The 16869-nt window shown below is 65.1% G+C and carries 12 protein-coding genes; 7 read left to right on the top strand and 5 right to left on the bottom strand.

Annotated features, from left to right (window positions below):
- Positions 1–51 precede the first annotated feature (51 nt).
- The 3 genes from OXT71_18225 to OXT71_18215 are packed head-to-tail and all read right to left on the bottom strand — an operon-like array spanning position 52 to position 3742.
- Positions 52–1188: an ABC transporter permease gene (locus OXT71_18225; protein MDE2928330.1), complete on the bottom strand. Its 1137-nt coding sequence runs from the start codon at positions 1186–1188 to the stop codon at positions 52–54.
- Positions 1185–2687 (bottom strand): sugar ABC transporter ATP-binding protein, encoded by a 1503-nt coding sequence (locus tag OXT71_18220; protein MDE2928329.1) that lies wholly within the window; start codon positions 2685–2687, stop codon positions 1185–1187. Before OXT71_18220 ends, OXT71_18225 begins: the two co-directional genes overlap by 4 nt.
- Positions 2688–2725: 38 nt before the next feature.
- Positions 2726–3742 (bottom strand): sugar-binding protein, encoded by a 1017-nt coding sequence (locus OXT71_18215; protein ID MDE2928328.1) that lies wholly within the window; start codon positions 3740–3742, stop codon positions 2726–2728.
- A gap of 276 nt (positions 3743–4018) precedes the next feature.
- Between OXT71_18215 and OXT71_18210 the strand changes: the two genes are divergently transcribed.
- On the top strand, positions 4019–6820 hold the full coding sequence (locus tag OXT71_18210; protein MDE2928327.1) for a VCBS repeat-containing protein: 2802 nt from the start codon (positions 4019–4021) through the stop codon (positions 6818–6820).
- Between the two features lie 54 nt (positions 6821–6874).
- Here OXT71_18210 and OXT71_18205 read toward each other — a convergent pair whose 3' ends face one another.
- Positions 6875–7255, bottom strand: a complete 381-nt coding sequence (locus OXT71_18205) for a hypothetical protein (GenBank protein MDE2928326.1) — start codon at positions 7253–7255, stop codon at positions 6875–6877.
- A 144-nt stretch (positions 7256–7399) separates the two neighbouring features.
- Here OXT71_18205 and OXT71_18200 point away from each other — a divergent pair, with 144 nt between their 5' ends.
- Genes OXT71_18200 through OXT71_18190 form a run of 3 tightly spaced genes read left to right on the top strand, consistent with a single transcriptional unit; the run spans position 7400 to position 10973 of the window.
- Positions 7400–8935 carry a hypothetical protein gene (locus OXT71_18200; protein MDE2928325.1) on the top strand — a complete coding sequence of 512 codons (1536 nt, stop codon included), beginning with the start codon at positions 7400–7402 and terminating at the stop codon, positions 8933–8935.
- A 15-nt stretch (positions 8936–8950) separates the two neighbouring features.
- Positions 8951–10219, top strand: a complete 1269-nt coding sequence (locus OXT71_18195; GenBank protein ID MDE2928324.1) for an ArgE/DapE family deacylase — start codon at positions 8951–8953, stop codon at positions 10217–10219.
- 1 nt (position 10220) lies between these two features.
- The gene (locus OXT71_18190; protein ID MDE2928323.1) at positions 10221–10973 is read left to right on the top strand and encodes an SDR family NAD(P)-dependent oxidoreductase; all 753 of its coding nucleotides are present in this window, start codon (positions 10221–10223) and stop codon (positions 10971–10973) included.
- Here OXT71_18190 and OXT71_18185 read toward each other — a convergent pair.
- Entirely contained in the window at positions 10908–12023 is a 1116-nt protein-coding gene (locus OXT71_18185) for a hypothetical protein (protein MDE2928322.1), read from the bottom strand. The genes OXT71_18190 and OXT71_18185 overlap by 66 nt on opposite strands.
- 149 nt (positions 12024–12172) lie before the next feature.
- Here OXT71_18185 and OXT71_18180 point away from each other — a divergent pair, with 149 nt between their 5' ends.
- The 3 genes from OXT71_18180 to OXT71_18170 all read left to right on the top strand — a co-directional run bounded on the left by OXT71_18180 (position 12173) and on the right by OXT71_18170 (position 16603).
- Complete coding sequence (locus OXT71_18180; GenBank protein ID MDE2928321.1) at positions 12173–13813, top strand: hypothetical protein; 1641 nt, start codon at positions 12173–12175, stop codon at positions 13811–13813.
- Between the two features lie 631 nt (positions 13814–14444).
- Positions 14445–15680 (top strand): integrase arm-type DNA-binding domain-containing protein, encoded by a 1236-nt coding sequence (locus OXT71_18175; protein MDE2928320.1) that lies wholly within the window; start codon positions 14445–14447, stop codon positions 15678–15680.
- Positions 15681–16432: 752 nt separating this feature from the next.
- Positions 16433–16603 (top strand): hypothetical protein, encoded by a 171-nt coding sequence (locus OXT71_18170; protein ID MDE2928319.1) that lies wholly within the window; start codon positions 16433–16435, stop codon positions 16601–16603.
- Positions 16604–16869 lie beyond the last annotated feature (266 nt).

Here is a 16869-nt window from a genome sequence, read left to right as displayed (position 1 = left end):
GCGTCTGAAAGACGGCGATCAAATCGGCGGCAAGGATGCCGCCGCTCCTCGTTACGACTGGCGGCGCGCCACCACCTTGCGGACCAGCTCATCTCCCGCCACGCCGGCCAGGATGACCCCCCCGATGATGGCGAACTCCAGTTGAGTGGGAATCCCCAGGAAATTGATGGCGTTGTAGAGGACCCGCATGACCGCGGCTCCCAGCACCACGCCCAGGATCGAACCCTCGCCTCCCCGCAGGCTGCATCCCCCCAGGACCGCCGCCGCGATGGCGTAGAGCTCGTAGAAGTTGCCGTGCCCCGACGGCTGAATGGAGTTGATGTCCAGGGCGAAGAGAATGCCTCCGATTCCCGCCATGAGGGAGCAGATCACATAGGCCAGGATCACCATGCGGTCGGTGTCGATCCCGCTGTAGCGGGCGGCCTCCCGGTTCCGGCCCAGGGCCAGGAGGTAGCGGCCGTAGATGGTGTGATTCAGGAAGAGCCCCGCCAGCAACGCCAGCGCGATCATGATCAGGAAAGGAGCCGGGATCAGGATCCGGGAGAGGGGTTGGATGTCTCCGAACCGGACCGCGGCGCCGGCCAGAACCAGCAGGGCGCCCGCCGCCGGACCCAGCCAGAGTGACTTCGCCGCCGGGGGATCGCCTTCGGTGCGCTTCCGGATTCTTCGCACCAGGGTCCAGATCAGAACGGCCGCTCCCGCCGCGGCGGCCAGAACCGCCAGCGTGACCGGTTTGCCGGTGGCCAACAGCTTGAGTTCCTGGAATCCGGTACCGAATCCCTGAGTCTGGTCCGCCGTCAGGTAGCGCGCGTATCCGCGGTACAGAAGCAGCCCGCAGAGGGTGACCACGAAGGGTTGGAGCCGCAGCCGGGTGACCAGGAGTCCGTGAGCCAGGCCGACCAGAAGGCTGACGGCGAGAACCGCCCCCAAAGCCCCGGCGGCTCCCATGCCCTGGTTGACGAGAAGCATAGGAAGCAGGCACCCCACCAGGCCCACCAGGGAGCCGATGGAGAGGTCGATTCCGCCCGTGATGATGACGAAGGCCACGCCGATGCTCAGGATCCCGAACAACGAGGTCCAACGGATGATGTTCTGCAGGTTGTAAGGCGTCAGGAAGTCGGGATTCATCAGTGCGCTGAAGGCGCACACCGCCAGCAACAGGAGCAGGATGCCCCGCGATTTGTTCATGCCGCTTCCTCCGCCGACGTGGCCAGGCGGGCAACCGCTTCTTCCGTGAGCTCTTCCCGAGACAGCTCTCCGCTGATCCGCCCTTCGTGCATCACCAGGACCCGCCGCGAGAGTCTCAGGATCTCCTCCATCTCGCTGCTGGCGAAGAGGATGGCGGTCCCTTCCTCGGAAAGCGCTTCGATCAGGTGATAGATCTCCTGCTTGGAGCCGACGTCGATCCCGCGGGTGGGCTCGTCCAGAAGCAGCACCTTCGGTTTCAGTGAGAGCCACTTGGCCAGGACCACCTTCTGCTGGTTTCCGCCCGAGAGGTGCTCGGTGGCGGCTTCGGCGCCGGGCGTGCGGATGCCGAGCCTGGCGATCATCGCGGCCGTCTGGCGCCGGTGAAGACGCCGGTTGATGAAGCCGCCCCGGAGCCGATAGTGTCTCAGGGAGGCCAGCGAGACGTTCTCCTCCACACCCATTCGCAGGATCAGGCCTTGTTGTTTCCGGTCCTCGGGGACCAGGGCGATGCCGTTTTTGATCCCCTCGATGGGGTTGGAGATCCGGGCAGCGGCCCCGTCGATCCGAACGCTGCCGCCCAATGCCGGCTCGGTACCGAAGAGGGCGCCCAGCAGCGCGCTGCGGCCCGATCCCAATAATCCGGCCAAGCCGACGATCTCCCCGGCTCCCACCTCCAGGTCGAGACGGTGCCCGGGATAGTCCCTGGTCCGCAGGTCCCGAACCTCCATGCGGACCGGCCCCTGCCGGCTGGGGACCCGCCCATAGAAGCTGGAGATGTCCCGGCCTACCATGAGCCGCACCATGCGGTCGTGATCGATTTCGTCTCTGGCCAGCTCGCCGGCGTTGGCGCCGTCGCGCAGCACCAGGACCCGGTCGGCCAGCTCCTTCACCTCGCCCAGCCGGTGAGAGATGTAGATCACCGCCACCCCTTCGGCACGAAGCTCCCGAACGGTTCGGAACAGGTTCCGGGTCTCGCCCTGGGAGAGGCTCGACGTCGGTTCGTCCATGATGAGGACCCGGGAGCGCGCCGCCAGCGCCCGGGCGATCTCCACCAGTTGGCGCTGGCCCATGGAGAGCCGCGCGACCTTGGTGGACGGTGAGCAGTCGAGCCCGATCCGTTCCAGAATCGGTCTCGCCGCCCGCGCCAGCCGGCGATGGTTGAGGATCCCGAAGCGATGGGGTTCGCGGCCCAGGAAGATGTTGGCCGTCACGTCCAGATTGTCCGAGAGGTTCAGTTCCTGGTGGATAAGGATCACGCCCAGGCCGGTGGCGGTCTGGACCGACTCCATCCGGACGGAAGATTCATCCATGAAGATCCGTCCCGAGTCGGGGGATTCCTCGCCCGCCAGGATCTTGACCAGCGTGCTCTTGCCGGCTCCGTTCTCGCCCACCAGGGCCAGGATCTCTCCGGCGTGGACCTGGAGGTCCGCACGGTCCAGGGCCAGTGCGCCCGGAAATCGTTTGCTGATATTCCGGGCTTCGAGGACCGGTGCCGCCATGGAATTGTTTCGCCGCGGGGCGGGGAATTGTGCCGGAATCAGGGCGTAGCGCCCTTGGCCTCCGCCATCTTGCGGTTCAGATCGTCCCAGAACTCCCGGACGTTGTCCGCACGGATTGTCTGGGCCGGGATATCCAGAAACCCATTCTCGGGAAGGACGCTGCGGTCTCCCCGGGCCAGGCCCGCCAGGATCCGCACCGATTCGTAACCGTACTGGTACGGCTGCTGGACCACGGTGCCGTAGACCCGGCCGTCCAGGATGCCCTGCAAGGTGGCGTCGGCCTCGTCGAAGCCCACCAGGTGGATTCCGTCCACCCCGGCCTGCTGCAGAGCCACCAGGCAGGCGGGCGGGTTGTAGGCGAAGAGTCCCACCATGCAGCCCAGATCGGGATAGCGGGCGATGGCGTCCTCGCAGTTGGCCTTGGCCTTGGCCTGGTCGAACTGGTCGGTACGGGTGTCCAAAATGGTGTAGCGCTCCCCTTTCAGAAGCTCATTCGGGGGATCGACGGCACCCATGGTCTCTCCCGGACGGTCCAGCAACTCGTCGATGACCCCCTGCCTTCTCTGGGAGGCGTTGAGCTGTTCCAACCGGCCGACGAAAAGCATCACCGAGCCTCCTTCGGGCATGGCTTCCTTGACCAGCTTCCCCACCAGGCGGCCCGCCCGGTAGTTGTCCATCCCCACGTAGCAGAGCCGCCGGGTTCGCGGCGCGTCCGAGTCGTGGGTGATGACGGTGGTGTGGTCGCACGCTTCGTTGACCAGGTCCTCCTGGTTGTCCGGGTCGATGGGGCTGATGGCCATGCCGTCGATGCCCCGGGCCAGCAGGTCCTCCACGATCCGTTTCTGGTCCAGAACCCCTTCCACCGGCATCCGCACGTCCACATCCACGTCCAGGTCCCGGCCCGCCTTGAGCGCGCCGGCTTCGGCGATGGTCCAGAAGGAGGCGACCCCGTTGGTCACGTAAGCGAGTCTGGGCTTCTGAGAGCCCGGCTCCGAGCCGCTGCAACCTGCTGCGGGGAGCAGGCAGAGCATGGCGAGCATTATCTGGTGGCGCATCGGCGTTTTTCCCCTTCGGGTGCGTGCCGGGCACTCTACAAGATTGGAACGGCGGTTTCCAACCGCCGAAAAGGAGCGGCGGCTTCCAGCCGCCGTCGAGGAACGGCGGTTTCCTAACCGCCGGCTTGCGGAGTGAGTTGGCACAACTGAAGTGGGAGCGACCGGAGATCGCCCGTCCGGGGGGAGATTGGAAATCGCCTCTCCGAGAGACCGTTCCTCTTTTCTCTCCGCTGTGTTGTACTGACACGGAGCCAAGTTGCGAAGAGGAGATTTGCCATGAATAAACGACTCGGACTCGTGCCGTTGGCCTGGGTCCTGGCATCGGGTCCGGCCGCGGCAGGTGCAGAGAAGGCGTGGGTGACCCACACTACCTTCGAGGATTTCTCGGCGGGCCGTCTGGGCGACAGCGGGGTCAACCTCTACGCGACCCGCTCCGGGACGCTCGAGATGATCCACCGTTGGGACCTGAACAACGACGGCTACATGGACATCCTGCTGGGGCAGGACCACGACGTTCTGGAAAACGCCGACATCCTGGTTTATTGGGGCCGAACCGGGGGCCCCGAATCCATCCTGCCTGATCTGCCGGACCACCAGCCGTTGGCCCGCCTGCTGCGGCAAATCCGGCTCCGTGAAAAAGGGGTGACCCGGTTGCACAGTCCGGGAGGAGGCCGGTCCATCGTGGTGGACCTGAACCAGGACCTTTACCCGGAACTCGTCTTCTGCAACTTCATCCACAACTACTCGGAGGACATGGCGGCCCTCATCTACTGGGGCGGCCCCAACGGCTACCAGCCGGAGCACCGGACCGAACTGCCCACGATTCTGGCCGGAGGTGTGGCCGCCGGGGACTTCAACGGCGACGGGTTCGTTGACCTGGCCTTTTCAAATCGGGGCATCGAAGCGGGCGAGCGATTCGGCTTCGACCGGCACCTGGAGTCGTACGTCTACTGGAACGGTCCCCGGGGGTTCGATACCTCGCGGCGCAGCGTCGTGGCGACGGTCAGCGCCGCCGACTGCGCGGCGGGAGACCTGGACGGGGACGGTTACGCGGACCTGGTCTTCGTCAACAACAATTCCCGTCACAAGAGTGTCTACCTCTACCGTGGAACGCCGGAGGGCATCAGTGCCGAACGTGACGAGTGGATGGGGGGCGACCCCGTCGGAGCGCACTTGGCGGACCTGGACCAGGATGGCCACCTGGATCTGGCTCTGAACCACAAGGATGATCGGGTCGTTCTTCACCGGGGGAGCAAACGGGGACCGGCCCGGGAGCCGTGGATCGAACTGCCGTCCCAGGGAGCCAAGCAGACCCGGACAGGCGACCTGAACCGGGACGAACTTCCCGAGCTGGTGTTGCCCAACGGTGGAGGCGCCTCTTCCTACGTCTACTGGAACGGCCGCCAGGGGTTCTCGGCCGAGAAGCGGAGCGAGTTGCCGACGCTGGCGGCGACGGATGCGGTGTTGGCCGACTACGACCGGGACGGGTGGGTCGACCTGGTGTTCTCCAATGAATACGGTCACGGCACCTACGATGTGAACTCCTACGTCTATTGGAACGGTCCCGACGGATTTGATGCGGCGCACCGGAAAGAACTCCAGGGATTCGGTCCCGTGAGCGCCAGTGGCGGTGACCTGAACCGGGACGGACACATGGACCTGGTGCTCATCAACCGCTCCAGCGGCACCCACGGCCCCATCGACTCCCTCATCTACTGGGGCAACCCCAGACACCACTACTCAATCGCCTCCGTGACCGCGATCCAGGGGACGGGAGGGCTCATGGCCAAGGCCGACCTGAATCAGGACGGCTGGGTGGACCTGGTTTTTCCCAAGGGCTGGATCTACTGGGGAGGTCCCGGCGGCTACCGCACGGATCGGAGGGCGGAACTCGAGACGGGAGGCTATTCCGTCGTCACGGCGGACCTGAATCGGGACGGTCACCTGGATCTGGTGGTCGGCGCCGGGTCGGCGGACTCCCACACGCCCGATTCCACTGGGCTCATTCGGTGGGGCGGGGAAGGAGGTTTCCACCCGGACCGCAGCACCCGGTTGCCGCTTCGAGTCCGGCGTCCCATGGTGAGCTCGCTGGCCGATTTCAACCGCGACGGCTTCCTGGATCTGGTCTTCACCGACGTGGACGCCCCCAACACGGAGATCTTCTGGGGCGATGAATCGGGGAACTACGACGTGGAGCGCCGCCAGCATCTGAAGGTCCACTCGGCGTCCACCGCCGAGATTGCGGACCTCAATGCCGATGGCTGGCTGGACCTGATCCTGGGAGCGGTCTACGACCCGGAGCGGTTCGGCCGGCCCATGCGCAAGACCACGCTGCTCTGGGGAGGTTCCGACGGATTCTCGAACCGGAAGTCTCTGGTGCTGGAAGCGTTCGAATCGGAAGAGCAGGCCGTGGCGGACCTGAACCGGGACGGGTATCTGGACATCGTGATGACCAACTACCACGGGTACACGACGCGCTCGCTACCGGTCCTCATCTACTGGGGAGGTCCGGACGGAAGCTACAGCGAGTCGCGGCGGGCCACGCTTCCCGGCGAATCCACCCTGGCGCTCTCCGTGGCCGATCTGAATCAGGACGGTTGGATGGAACTGATCGTGGTCAACCACGTGGAGCGGGGCGATCACGCCGTGGGCACCAACATCTTCTGGGGGGGAGAGGAGGGGTATTCCTACTCCCGCCGCGACTGGATCCAGAGTTTCGGTCCCCACTTCAGCACCAGCCACGACGTGGGCAACATCTATCACCGGCGCCTGGAGGAGGAGTACTTCTCGGCGCCGCTGGAGATCCGGGAAGGAATGCGTCCCGGGCGGCTCGAGTGGACAGCCCGAACGCCGCACGGAACCGCGGTCCGCTTTCAGATCCGGAGCGCGGTTTCGGCTGAAGCCCTGGAGCAGGCGGACTGGAAGGGGACTGGCGGGCCCGAATCCTATTTCGACAAGCCGGGTTCCGAGATCCGGGTCGGAGAAGGGGACCGGTGGCTCCAGTACCGGGTGCTGTTCACCACGCCGGACGGAGGCAGCACGGCCGTTCTGGAGGAGGTTCGCCTGCTGGCGGAATAGCGGGCTGCTGGGAAGACGCGATCCGGCGGCCTCCCCTCGTGTCCTGAGATTCGCCTACTTGGCGCCCGACCCCTCCCGCTTGGCCGCCTTCATCGCGGACACCTTGATGTCGTCCTCGGAGAACTCGCCGGTCACCTCGGCCCGGAAGTTCTCCCTGACCTTGGCGGCTTCCAGCAATTTCAGGGCCTGTTCGTCTCCCGCCGGGTCGAACTTGAGGAACCGGCCTTCCAGGATCAGGCCGAAGCCGCTGGCCTTGCAACTCTCCATCAAGGCGCAGGCGACCGTGTGTTTGGCCGTCTTCTCGGCGTTGGCCGCAACCCGGGCGCCGCAGGCCGCGTCCATGACCACTCCGGTCTTGGTGTCCGGACCGGCGAGGACCAGCATCGAGCCGGCCGCGAGGAGGCAGGAAAAACGGATCAGGTGCGCTTGCTTCATATTGGATCCCTCATGACATCGTTGGGTGTTGCTGCCTGTCCGGATATTGAAACATAGCCGCCACGGCTCTGCACGATGGTTGCCCGTCCGGGCCCGTCGCTTCATGATAGGGGCCGATTTCGGGGGTGAGCCAATGAGGAAACCATGTTGAGAATTCGAATTCGCACGATCTGGATCGGGGGATGGATCGTTCTTTCCTTGTTCTCAGGGAATGGAGCCGCCCAGAGTCCGGGAAGCCTGGTGCTCACACCGGGAGTCCGCCACCTCTTCCTGGACGACTACCTCCTGGGGAATCTCTACCGGGTTCGGCGGGTCATCCACCAGCCTCACCGGTACGAGGGGAGTCCGGTGGTCCGGGCGGACCAGCCCTGGGAGATTCGGCCGGGCCGATACGCCGCTCCCGGGACGACTCCGGTGGAGAGCCGGGCGATCCAGGTCACCAGCGTCCCGTCCTGGGACCCTGGCGAGAAGGTCTGGAAGATGTGGTACCACGGAGGTCCGGGGAAAACCGCGTTCGCACGCTCTCGGGAGGGCATCGTCTGGGAAAAGCCGGCGTTGGGGGTAAAGGATTTCCGGGGCTCCCGGGAGAACAACCTGGTGGCGGTTCGGGGAGAGCCGGACGCCCTCGTCCAGCATGTCATCCTGGATCCGCAAGGGACCGGTGATCGCCGATACAAGGGGCTGCTGGGACCGAGAGACCGCCGGCCAGTCGTCTCCGCCGACGGCTACGTGTTCACCAAACTGGACGTGCCTCCCATTCCGAGCCAGGACACGTCCCAACTGACCTACGACGAACTGGGCAAACAGTACATTCTGACCGTCAAGCATCGGGGTCCTTTCGGCCGGTCGATCTACCTCACGCTGAGCCGGGATTTCGAGCAATGGACCGATCCCCAGCTCATTTTCCATGCCGATACCCTGGATCAGAAGCTGGGCGTAGAACGCATCCGGGAACACTTGGTCGACCCCCGGCTCTACACCCCCGAGTTCCATCAGCCGGAGAATTACAACGTCGAGATCTACAAGATGCCCATCTTCCCCTACGAGGGCGTCTACATCGGCCTGCCCAACTATTTCGAGTCCAGCGGGCTCACTCCTCCCCACCACAATAACCAGGACGGCGTCAATTCGGCCAAGCTGGCCACCAGCCGCGACCTGCTCAACTGGGTGCCGGTGGGCACCCGCGAGTCTTTTCTGCCGGTCTCCAGGCTGGGTGAGGGACGGATCGACACTGCCCAGGTCCTCCCGGTGTCTCGGCCCATCATCAAGAAGGACGAGCTCTGGTTCTATTACAGCGGGGTGGACGTCCGGTACCCGGCCAATGGCGCCTTTCAGGCCGCCATTCACCTGGCCCGTCTCCGCCGCGACGGGTTCGTCTCGTTCTGGGCCGACGAAAAGGGAGGGTTCGTCGAGACCCGAGCCCTGCGTTTCGGCGGGACCCGGCTCTGGCTCAATGCGGACGCCTCCGGGGGCGAAATCCGGGTGGAAGTCAGAAATCCCAAGGGCCGCAAGGCTCTGGACGGTTGGAGCCGCGATGCTTCGAAGCCGCTGACCACAGACCAGTTGAAGGTACGGATGGAGTGGGAGGGGAAAGGCAGTCTGGAGTCCCTCAGCGGGCAGAGGGTCCGCTTCCGAATCCATCTCAAGAACGCCCACCTCTATTCTTTTTGGTTTGAGTAAGGAAGGTTCCGGGAGATGACTCCTGAGGATCGCGCCGTCGACGCGGTGGACGCCCTGGGTGAGGAGTACCTGCGGTTTCTGGCGGACTTGGTCCGATGTCCCACGCTGCTGGGGCAGGAGGCGGAATGCCAGGAATTGATCTGCCGGCGGCTCGTCGACCTGGGTCTGGAAACCCGGAAATGGGAACCGGACCCCGATTTGTTGGAGTCGCACCCCGATTTCGTACCCGTGGAGCGGGATTATGCCGGCCGGCCCAATGTCGCCGGCGTTCTTGTTCCCTCGGGAAGCGGCGGGCGGAGCCTGGTCCTGAACGGGCACGTGGACGTGGTGCCGCTCGGACCGCTCCACTGGTGGAGCGTCGATCCCTGGGGAGCGGAGGGTCGGGACGGCCGGATGTACGGCCGCGGCGCTCTGGACATGAAGAGCGGGCTGGTGGCGGCCCTGCTGGCGGTGGCGGCGGTCCGGGAGTCGGGCGCCCGGCTGCGGGGACCGGTCCGGGTCGAGAGCGTCATTGAGGAGGAGTGTACGGGCAACGGAATGCTGGCGAGCCGACTGGATTCGGGGCCGGTCGACGGCGCCGTCCTGACCGAGCCCACGGGGCTTCAGGTTTGGACGGCCACCCTGGGCGTGCTCTGGTTCGAGGTCTGTGTACGGGGTCGGCCAGCGTACGTGGGAGAACCCGGACGCCAGGTGAACGCGGTCGAGAAGGCGGCGTCCCTGATCCACCGCCTCAAGCCGGCGGTCGTGGAAGCATTGAATCGGGACTTCCGGCATCCGTCCTATGGTCACCGTCCCCGGCCCCTCAGCCTCAACGTCGGACGGATCGAGGGAGGGGACTGGCCTTCCAACGTGGCTCTCGAATGCCGGTTCAACTGCCGCATGTCGTTTCCCATCCACTGGCCGCCGGAGCGGGCCCAGGAATTCGCCGAGGATCAGGTCCGCCGTGCGGCGGCGACCGATCCCTGGCTGGTTCGGAACCCGCCCCGGATCCGCTACAACGGGTTTCGAGCCCGAGGCTGGGTCGCGCCTGAAATAGCCGGGCGTGACAGTCTGGTCGACTTGTTGGAGGAGTGTCACCGGGGCGTCACCGGCAGGGAACTGGATTGGGATGGCTTTCCCGGCACTGCCGACGCCCGTTACTTCAAGGCCGCGTTGGGGGAGCAGTCCATCTACTATGGACCGAAGGGAGGAAACCTCCATGCGCCCGACGAGTACGTGGAACTGGAGTCGGTCCTGGAGGCCGCCCGCGTGCTATCGCGGCTGGTGATCAGGTGGTGTGGTTGAAATGGAAGCCAATAACGAAAGCGTGGTGTTGATCACCGGGGCCAGCCGCGGGATCGGGGTCGGATTGGCGGAAGGGTTCGCGGTCCCGGGAGCCCGCTTGGCGCTGACGGCCCGCCAGCGGACGTCGCTTCAGGAGACCTGCCACAGGGTCGAGGCTCTCGGAGCTCACGCGCTACCCTTGGCGTTGGACGTGCGGCGGCTGGAGGACATGCCGGCTGTCGTCGATCAGGTGGAGGAAGAGCTGGGTCCGATTCGGGTTCTGGTCAACAATGCCGGAGTCAACATCCCCCGTCCGGCCGAGCAGGTCACCGAGAAGCAGTGGGACGAGATTCTGGACGCCAACCTCAAGGGGGCCTTCTTTCTCTCGCAGGAGGTGGGACGCCGGATGATCCCCCGGAGAGGCGGAACCATCGTCAACGTGGCTTCTGCGGCCGGGCTGGTGGCCCGCGAGGAAAGAGCGGCATACGGCTCCAGCAAGGCGGGGATGATCATGTTGACCCGGGTGCTGGCTCTGGAATGGGCCCGGCACGGCATCACCGTCAACGCCGTCGCACCCACCTTCGTGGAAACCGAACTGGCGGCGCAGACTCTGGATCGTCCCGGCATGCGCGAGAAGATCCTGGGACAGATTCCGCTACGGCGGCTGGCGACGGTGGAAGATGTCGCCGCTTCGGTGCTCTTCCTGGCGTCACCACAGGCGAGCTTCCTGACGGGGGTGGTCATCCCCGTGGATGGTGGCGCGACGCTGCGCTGAAGAGGGGGACAGGAATGTCCCCCCTCCGGAGAGGCCCGAGATGAGGGTGTCCACGTGCATGGTGAATTCCAGGGCGTTGTGGATCAGGCGGCCTCGAGTGGAAGGGCCGTCGGTGGGGGGCCAGTAGCCGTCCCGGTGCTGCTGCCGGACGAACCAGTCGCCCATGCGGTAGGTCCAGGCCTCATAACGGGGATCTCCGGTGACGAGGTAGAGCAAGGAACTGCCCCAGCCGCTCTTGCACACCGGGTCGTAGTTGAACTGCCCGTCAGTGGCGGCCATGGAGAAGTCCTGGTAGAGACGGGCCAATGCCAGGTACTCCGGATCGGGGTCGGCCAGATAGAGGCGGCACAGGAACCCGGCGGCGATCCCACCCACGGTCCAGCGCTGGAGCCGGGCGATACGATTCTCCACCACGAACCAGAAGGCTTGCTCGGGGTGAAACTCACGGTTGGGCGTTTGGCGGGCGCGGGACCAGTCGTAGTAGAAGCGGTTGGGAAGCTCGTCCTGGGCGTCGTAGATCCGTCGCAGGAAACTCGCCACCGACCGCGCCGCCGCCAGATTTCCCGTTGCCAGGCAGGCGAAGCCGCCTCCGGCAGTGTAGGGGATACTCTGATCGTCGCTCTTGGAGCCGTCCTCGCGGCGGTCGTTGGCGAAAGCGCCTGAAGCCGGGTCCTGCCAACGCAGGAGCGCCGGCATGAGACCATGGGAAAGGTCGTATTGACCCGCCATCTGTGCGCCGACGATCAGAGCCGAGTCCCGGTAGGCCCACGCGTCGTTGATCTTCCGGCAGGGTCCGCCGATGCGGCCGTCCGGTTGGAGCATGTGCTTTCGGATCCAACCGCACAGGCGGCTCGCCGCCTCCGTCTCCCCCACCAGGCTGAAGGTCCAGGGGCCGCGGTAGAAGAAGTACCCTTCGCTCGTGTCGCCGATGGACCCGTCGGGATTCGTCTGATCCAGCAGCCATTCGGTCGCTCGCGCACGGACCTGCCGATAGAGCGCCAGGCGTTCTCTCTTTTCCGCCGCCGTCAACTCGCTTCCGGTGGACTGCATTCGGTTGGCGATTCTACCAGCCGGTCCGGTGGACTGCCGGGTCCGCTCGATCCGCAGGCAGCCGCAACAGGGAAGCAGAGAAACTCGGCGTCATGGCCGGGGAGTAGTCTTTACTGGGGACGGGGAGTCCGCCGGGACTCATGAACGAAATGACGAAAAGGCTTCTGATCGTAGCGCCGGTCGCGTTTGTCATCCTCCTGGCCCTGTCTTTGTTGCCCGTGGACCAGGACTACCTGTCGTCCCGGCAGTTGGACGCAACCTGGCTGGCGTTGCTGCCGCCGCTGGTGGCCATCGTCTCGGTTCTCATCACCCGCTGGCTGGTTCCTTCCCTCATCTTCGGAATCGCCAGCGCCGCCGTGATTCATGCCTGGCCCTCGCCCGGCGCCATGGCCGAGTCGCTCTTCGTGAACTACTTCTGGGATTCGGTTCTCGACTCCTTCCACCTCTCCATCCTCGGCTTCACGGCGTCGCTGCTGGGCCTGGTCAGCGTCACCACCGCCAGCGGCGGACTCCAGGGAATGATCAACCTCATCCTGCGGCTGGCGCGCGGACGCCGCGGAGTATCGGTGGCGACGGTGGGCATGGGCTTCTCCATCTTTTTCGACGACTACGCCAATACGGCGATCGTGGGACCCACGGTCCGGCCGTTGTTCGATCGGCTGAAGCTGTCCCGCGCCAAGCTGGCCTACCTCATCGACTCGACCGCGGCTCCCATCGCCGGTCTCGCGTTGGTCTCGACCTGGATCGGGACCGAGGTCTCCTACCTCCAGGGCGCGGCCCGGGACCTGGGATTGGACGCCAGTGGATACGGCCTCTTCCTCTCGGCGATGGGGTACCGGTTCTATTGCATCTTCGCCCTGTTCCTGGTGATCGTGGTGGCGGCCACCGGCCGCGACTTCGGGCCCATGCTGAAGGTGGAGAGAAAGGCGCGGCGGGTGCCCGAGCCCTCCGGCCTTCAGTCCTCGGCGGAGTCACCGGAGATCGAGCCGCGCTGGTACAACGCCGTGGTGCCCATCGGCACGGTGCTGTTTCTCATCATGACCCAGATCTACTACTGGGGAAGCCAGGGTCCGGGGACCGACTTGACCTCCTTGTCGGGATGGAAGGATGTGTTCATCCGGGCCGCCGCGGCCCAGGACGGCGAGGCCCTTACGTTCGCCATGCTCTACGCGGGCGTCACCGGAGCCGCTCTGGCGATCCTGTTGCCGGCCCTGCAGGGCGTGATGACGGTGCGGGAGGGGCTTCTGGCGTGGGTCGGGGGTGTCCGGCATATTTCGGGGGCCCTGGTGGTGATCGTCTGCGCCTGGGCCCTTTCGGCCGGATGCCGCGACTTGGAGACGGCCCACTACGCCGTCGCCGTGTTGCGCCAGGGCGTGAGCGTCGAGTGGGTTCCGCTTGCGGTGTTCGTCACCGCCGGATTGGTCGCCTTCGCCACCGGGACCAGCTACGGGACCATGGCCATCATCATTCCCACCGCCGCCCAGTTGGGGTATGAATCGGGCGGTGAGGCGGTGATGATCCTGGCCATGGCCGCCGTCCTGGACGGCGCCATCTTCGGCGACCACTGCAGCCCCATCTCCGACACCACCGTCCTCTCTTCCATCTGCAGCGGATGCGAACACCTGGAGCACGTGCGCACCCAGATCCCATACGCTCTTCTCGGGGCGGTGGTGGCCGCCCTGGCCGGCTATGCCCTGGTGGGCGCCTGGGGAGCCGACCTCTGGGTCGGAATGGCCGCGGGCATGACGGGCATCCTCGTCCTGATTCACGTCGCGGGCCGGCGGGCCTGAGTTAATTTGAAGTTTTCGGAGCAGAGTCTGCATAACCTACGATCCGGAAGGAGAGGACTATCATCCCTTTCGTGAATGTGGAGTAGTCTATGGAAAGGGACAGTCTCGATTCCCGACGAGTCTATGGAAAGGGACAGTCTGGAGTATGGAAAGGGACAGTCTCGATTCCCGATGGAAAGGGACAGGCTCGATTCCCGGCGGGAAGCGAATCTACGGCATTCTCGAGTTCCGTTTCTTTACGATTGTGGGGGATCAGAGAAAGCATGTCTGGCACGGCCGCCGGGATTGGACCACCTCGACACTATCCTCGTTCAACCCAGCTTACCCAGGTCTCCCGAACCGTCAGAAAATAAGGGAGAGTCCAGGGTCTATTCGGTGGATCCTGTGATCTGGATGGTTCGGTGGCGCAGTGGCCCAATCGGCGGCCGGCGATCAGACAAGTCTACGGGACCAACGCGTGCGAGCGCTGCTCCCGAAGGGGAAACAACTATGCCGAATCCAACGGTATCCAAAGACGTCCTGGATTATCCATTAAGTGGTTTTATTACTTTGATTTAGGTCTATTCTGGTCCCGTTTCTCTTGCCCGTGACGTCCCTTGATTTCCAACTCCATCCCGTATATTATGTGGTAATGATTGAAGTAAAGAATACGACCGCTCCAGTCCAGAAAACTAAGCCGAAGGGTCGCCATCCTCACAAGGCGCTCTCCGCCGCATTCGTGCGCTCGGCCCCGGCGGGCAGACACTGCGACGGCAACGGACTCTACCTCTTCGTTCAGCCGAGCGGAGCCCGGAGCTGGGTCCAACGCCTCGTCATCCGGGGACGCCGCCGCGACTTCGGACTCGGCAGCGTTTCTCTGGTCACGCTCGCCGAGGCCCGCGAGAAGGCCCGGGCGAACCGCAAGCTGGCCCGCGAGGGGGGTGATCCGTTGGCCGAGAGACGCCGCGCCTGGAACATGCCGAGCTTTGCCGAAGCCGTCAGGCGGGTGGTGGAGCAGAAGCGGCCCGGCTGGCGCAATCCGAGGGTGGCTCAGGACTGGATGGTGAGCCTGGGGCGCTACGCCTTTCCTCACATCGGGAGGCTGCCGGTCTCGGAGGTGACGAGCGCGGACGTGATCGGGATTCTGGCTCCGATCTGGCACGAGAAGCCGCCCACCGCCCGGAAGCTGCGCCAGCGCATCCGCGCGGTCCTGGAGTGGGCCGTGGCGATGGAATTCAGGATCGACAACCCTTGCGACCGCGTCGGGTCGGTTCTCGGAACACAGGATGCCGTGGTGCGGCACATGCGGGCCTTGCCGCATCGGGAGGTGGCCCCGGCGGTCAGGAGGGTGCGGTCCTCGAACGCGGCGCCCGTGTCCATGCTGGCCTTCGAGTTCCTGGTGCTCACGGCGGCGAGGTGGGGCGAGGTGCGGTGGGCCGAGTGGTCGGAGATCGATCCGGCGCAAAGGACGTGGACGGTTCCCGGAACGCGCATGAAGTCCAAACGGGAGCACCGGGTGCCGCTGTGTGGCCGGGCGAAGGAGATTCTGGCCGAAACACAAACGATGGATGGTGGAACCGCCCGGCTGGTCTTCACCCGAAGGGGCGGAAAGCCGCTCGCCGAGGGGGCGCTGCGCCATCTGCTCCGCCGGAACGGGATCCCGGCCGTGCCGCACGGGTTCCGGTCGAGTTTCCGGGACTGGGCGGCGGAGGAGACGGATCATCCACGCGAGGTGGTGGAGGCGGCGCTGGCGCATGTGGTGAAGAACAAGGTCGAGGCGGCGTACCGGCGAACGGACCTGTTCGAGCGGCGGCGTGTGCTCATGGAGGACTGGGCGAGCTATCTGGCCGGCGGGAGTCGGCAACTGGTGTCCGGTCGGCGGCGTTGAGCCGCCGTGGTAGTCCCCCTGGCAGGCTTCGGGATCTGGCGTTCGAGTTGGCTTCCGGGAGGTCGGTATTGACCGCTGAAAAGTGGCGTGTCGTGCCCGTCCGGGAGTGTGAACGGGACATGCGGGGTGGATTCACAAAAAGCGGTCCCGGCGATTCACAAAGCCGCTTTCCCCGATCTTTTTTCCTTTCAGTCAGTTGCGGCCACATTCCCGGCTTCGGCGCGCCCGCACGGGGAAAGCGGAGGTGGAAGGGAGCGACCCCCCCTTTTTCCTGCCCGGTGCGGGCGCGGGGGCGTTGCGCCATTCACATTTGCGCCACACCCCCTGGGGGGGTCGCTCCCTTCAAAAATATCCCTGACGGGAAGGGCCAGATGGGTCGCATGAGCGCCCCTGATATCCACAAGGACCGGCTGGAGACTCTCAGGAGGCAGGCGGTGGAGATGCTCCGCGCCTGCCGCTGTCCGGACTGCGGCTGTCGGAGCTCCCGGAGAGACGGTTCCCGTTGCGGTGATCCCGGTGAGACTGCGGCTCGGCCACCCTCGTCACAACCCTGTGGGCCGGGTCGCTCTGGCGTTTCAGCTTCATGATGGGCCACGGCCAATCCGCACCCGACACGGGGGGTTTCCTCGTCTGGCCGGATTTCCATCTCGGAATCCCATACGCGATCAGCGTCCTGGCGATTCTTCTGGCTCACGAATCGGGGTAGACTCCAAGCCTTCTCGACGACCTCTTGCAGTACGGTGCTGACGTTGATGCTCACGCTGATCCTCAGGTGGGCGGTGCTGGCGGATTTGGTGAAGAACAAGATCGAGGCGGTGTACCGGCGCAAGGACCTGTTCGAGCGGCGGCGCGTGCTCATGGAGGACTGGGCAAGCTATCTGGCCGGCGAGAGCCGGCAACCGGCGTCAGTCCGGCTCCGTTGATCCGCCGTGGTGGTCCTCCGGGCAGGCTTCGCGATCTGGCGTTCGAGCCAGCGTCCGGGAACTCGAACTTGACCGCTGAATAGTGGGGTTCGGTGTCGATCCGGGAGTGTAAGGGAGACAAAGGGGGTAACTTACATCATGGGAGTCTGCCAGCTTACACACCCGATTTCTCCGATCTCTTTGTCGCTCATGCTGTTACGGCCACATTCCGGGCTTCGCCGCGCCCGCACGGGGAAAGCGGAGGTGGAAGGGAGCGACCCCCCCTT

This window comes from Acidobacteriota bacterium, assembly GCA_028874215.1.
Classification (GTDB): Bacteria; Acidobacteriota; UBA6911; order RPQK01; family JAJDTT01; genus JAJDTT01.
Note: the sequence above shows the minus strand (reverse complement) of the source record. Positions and strands in the feature narration are given on the sequence as shown.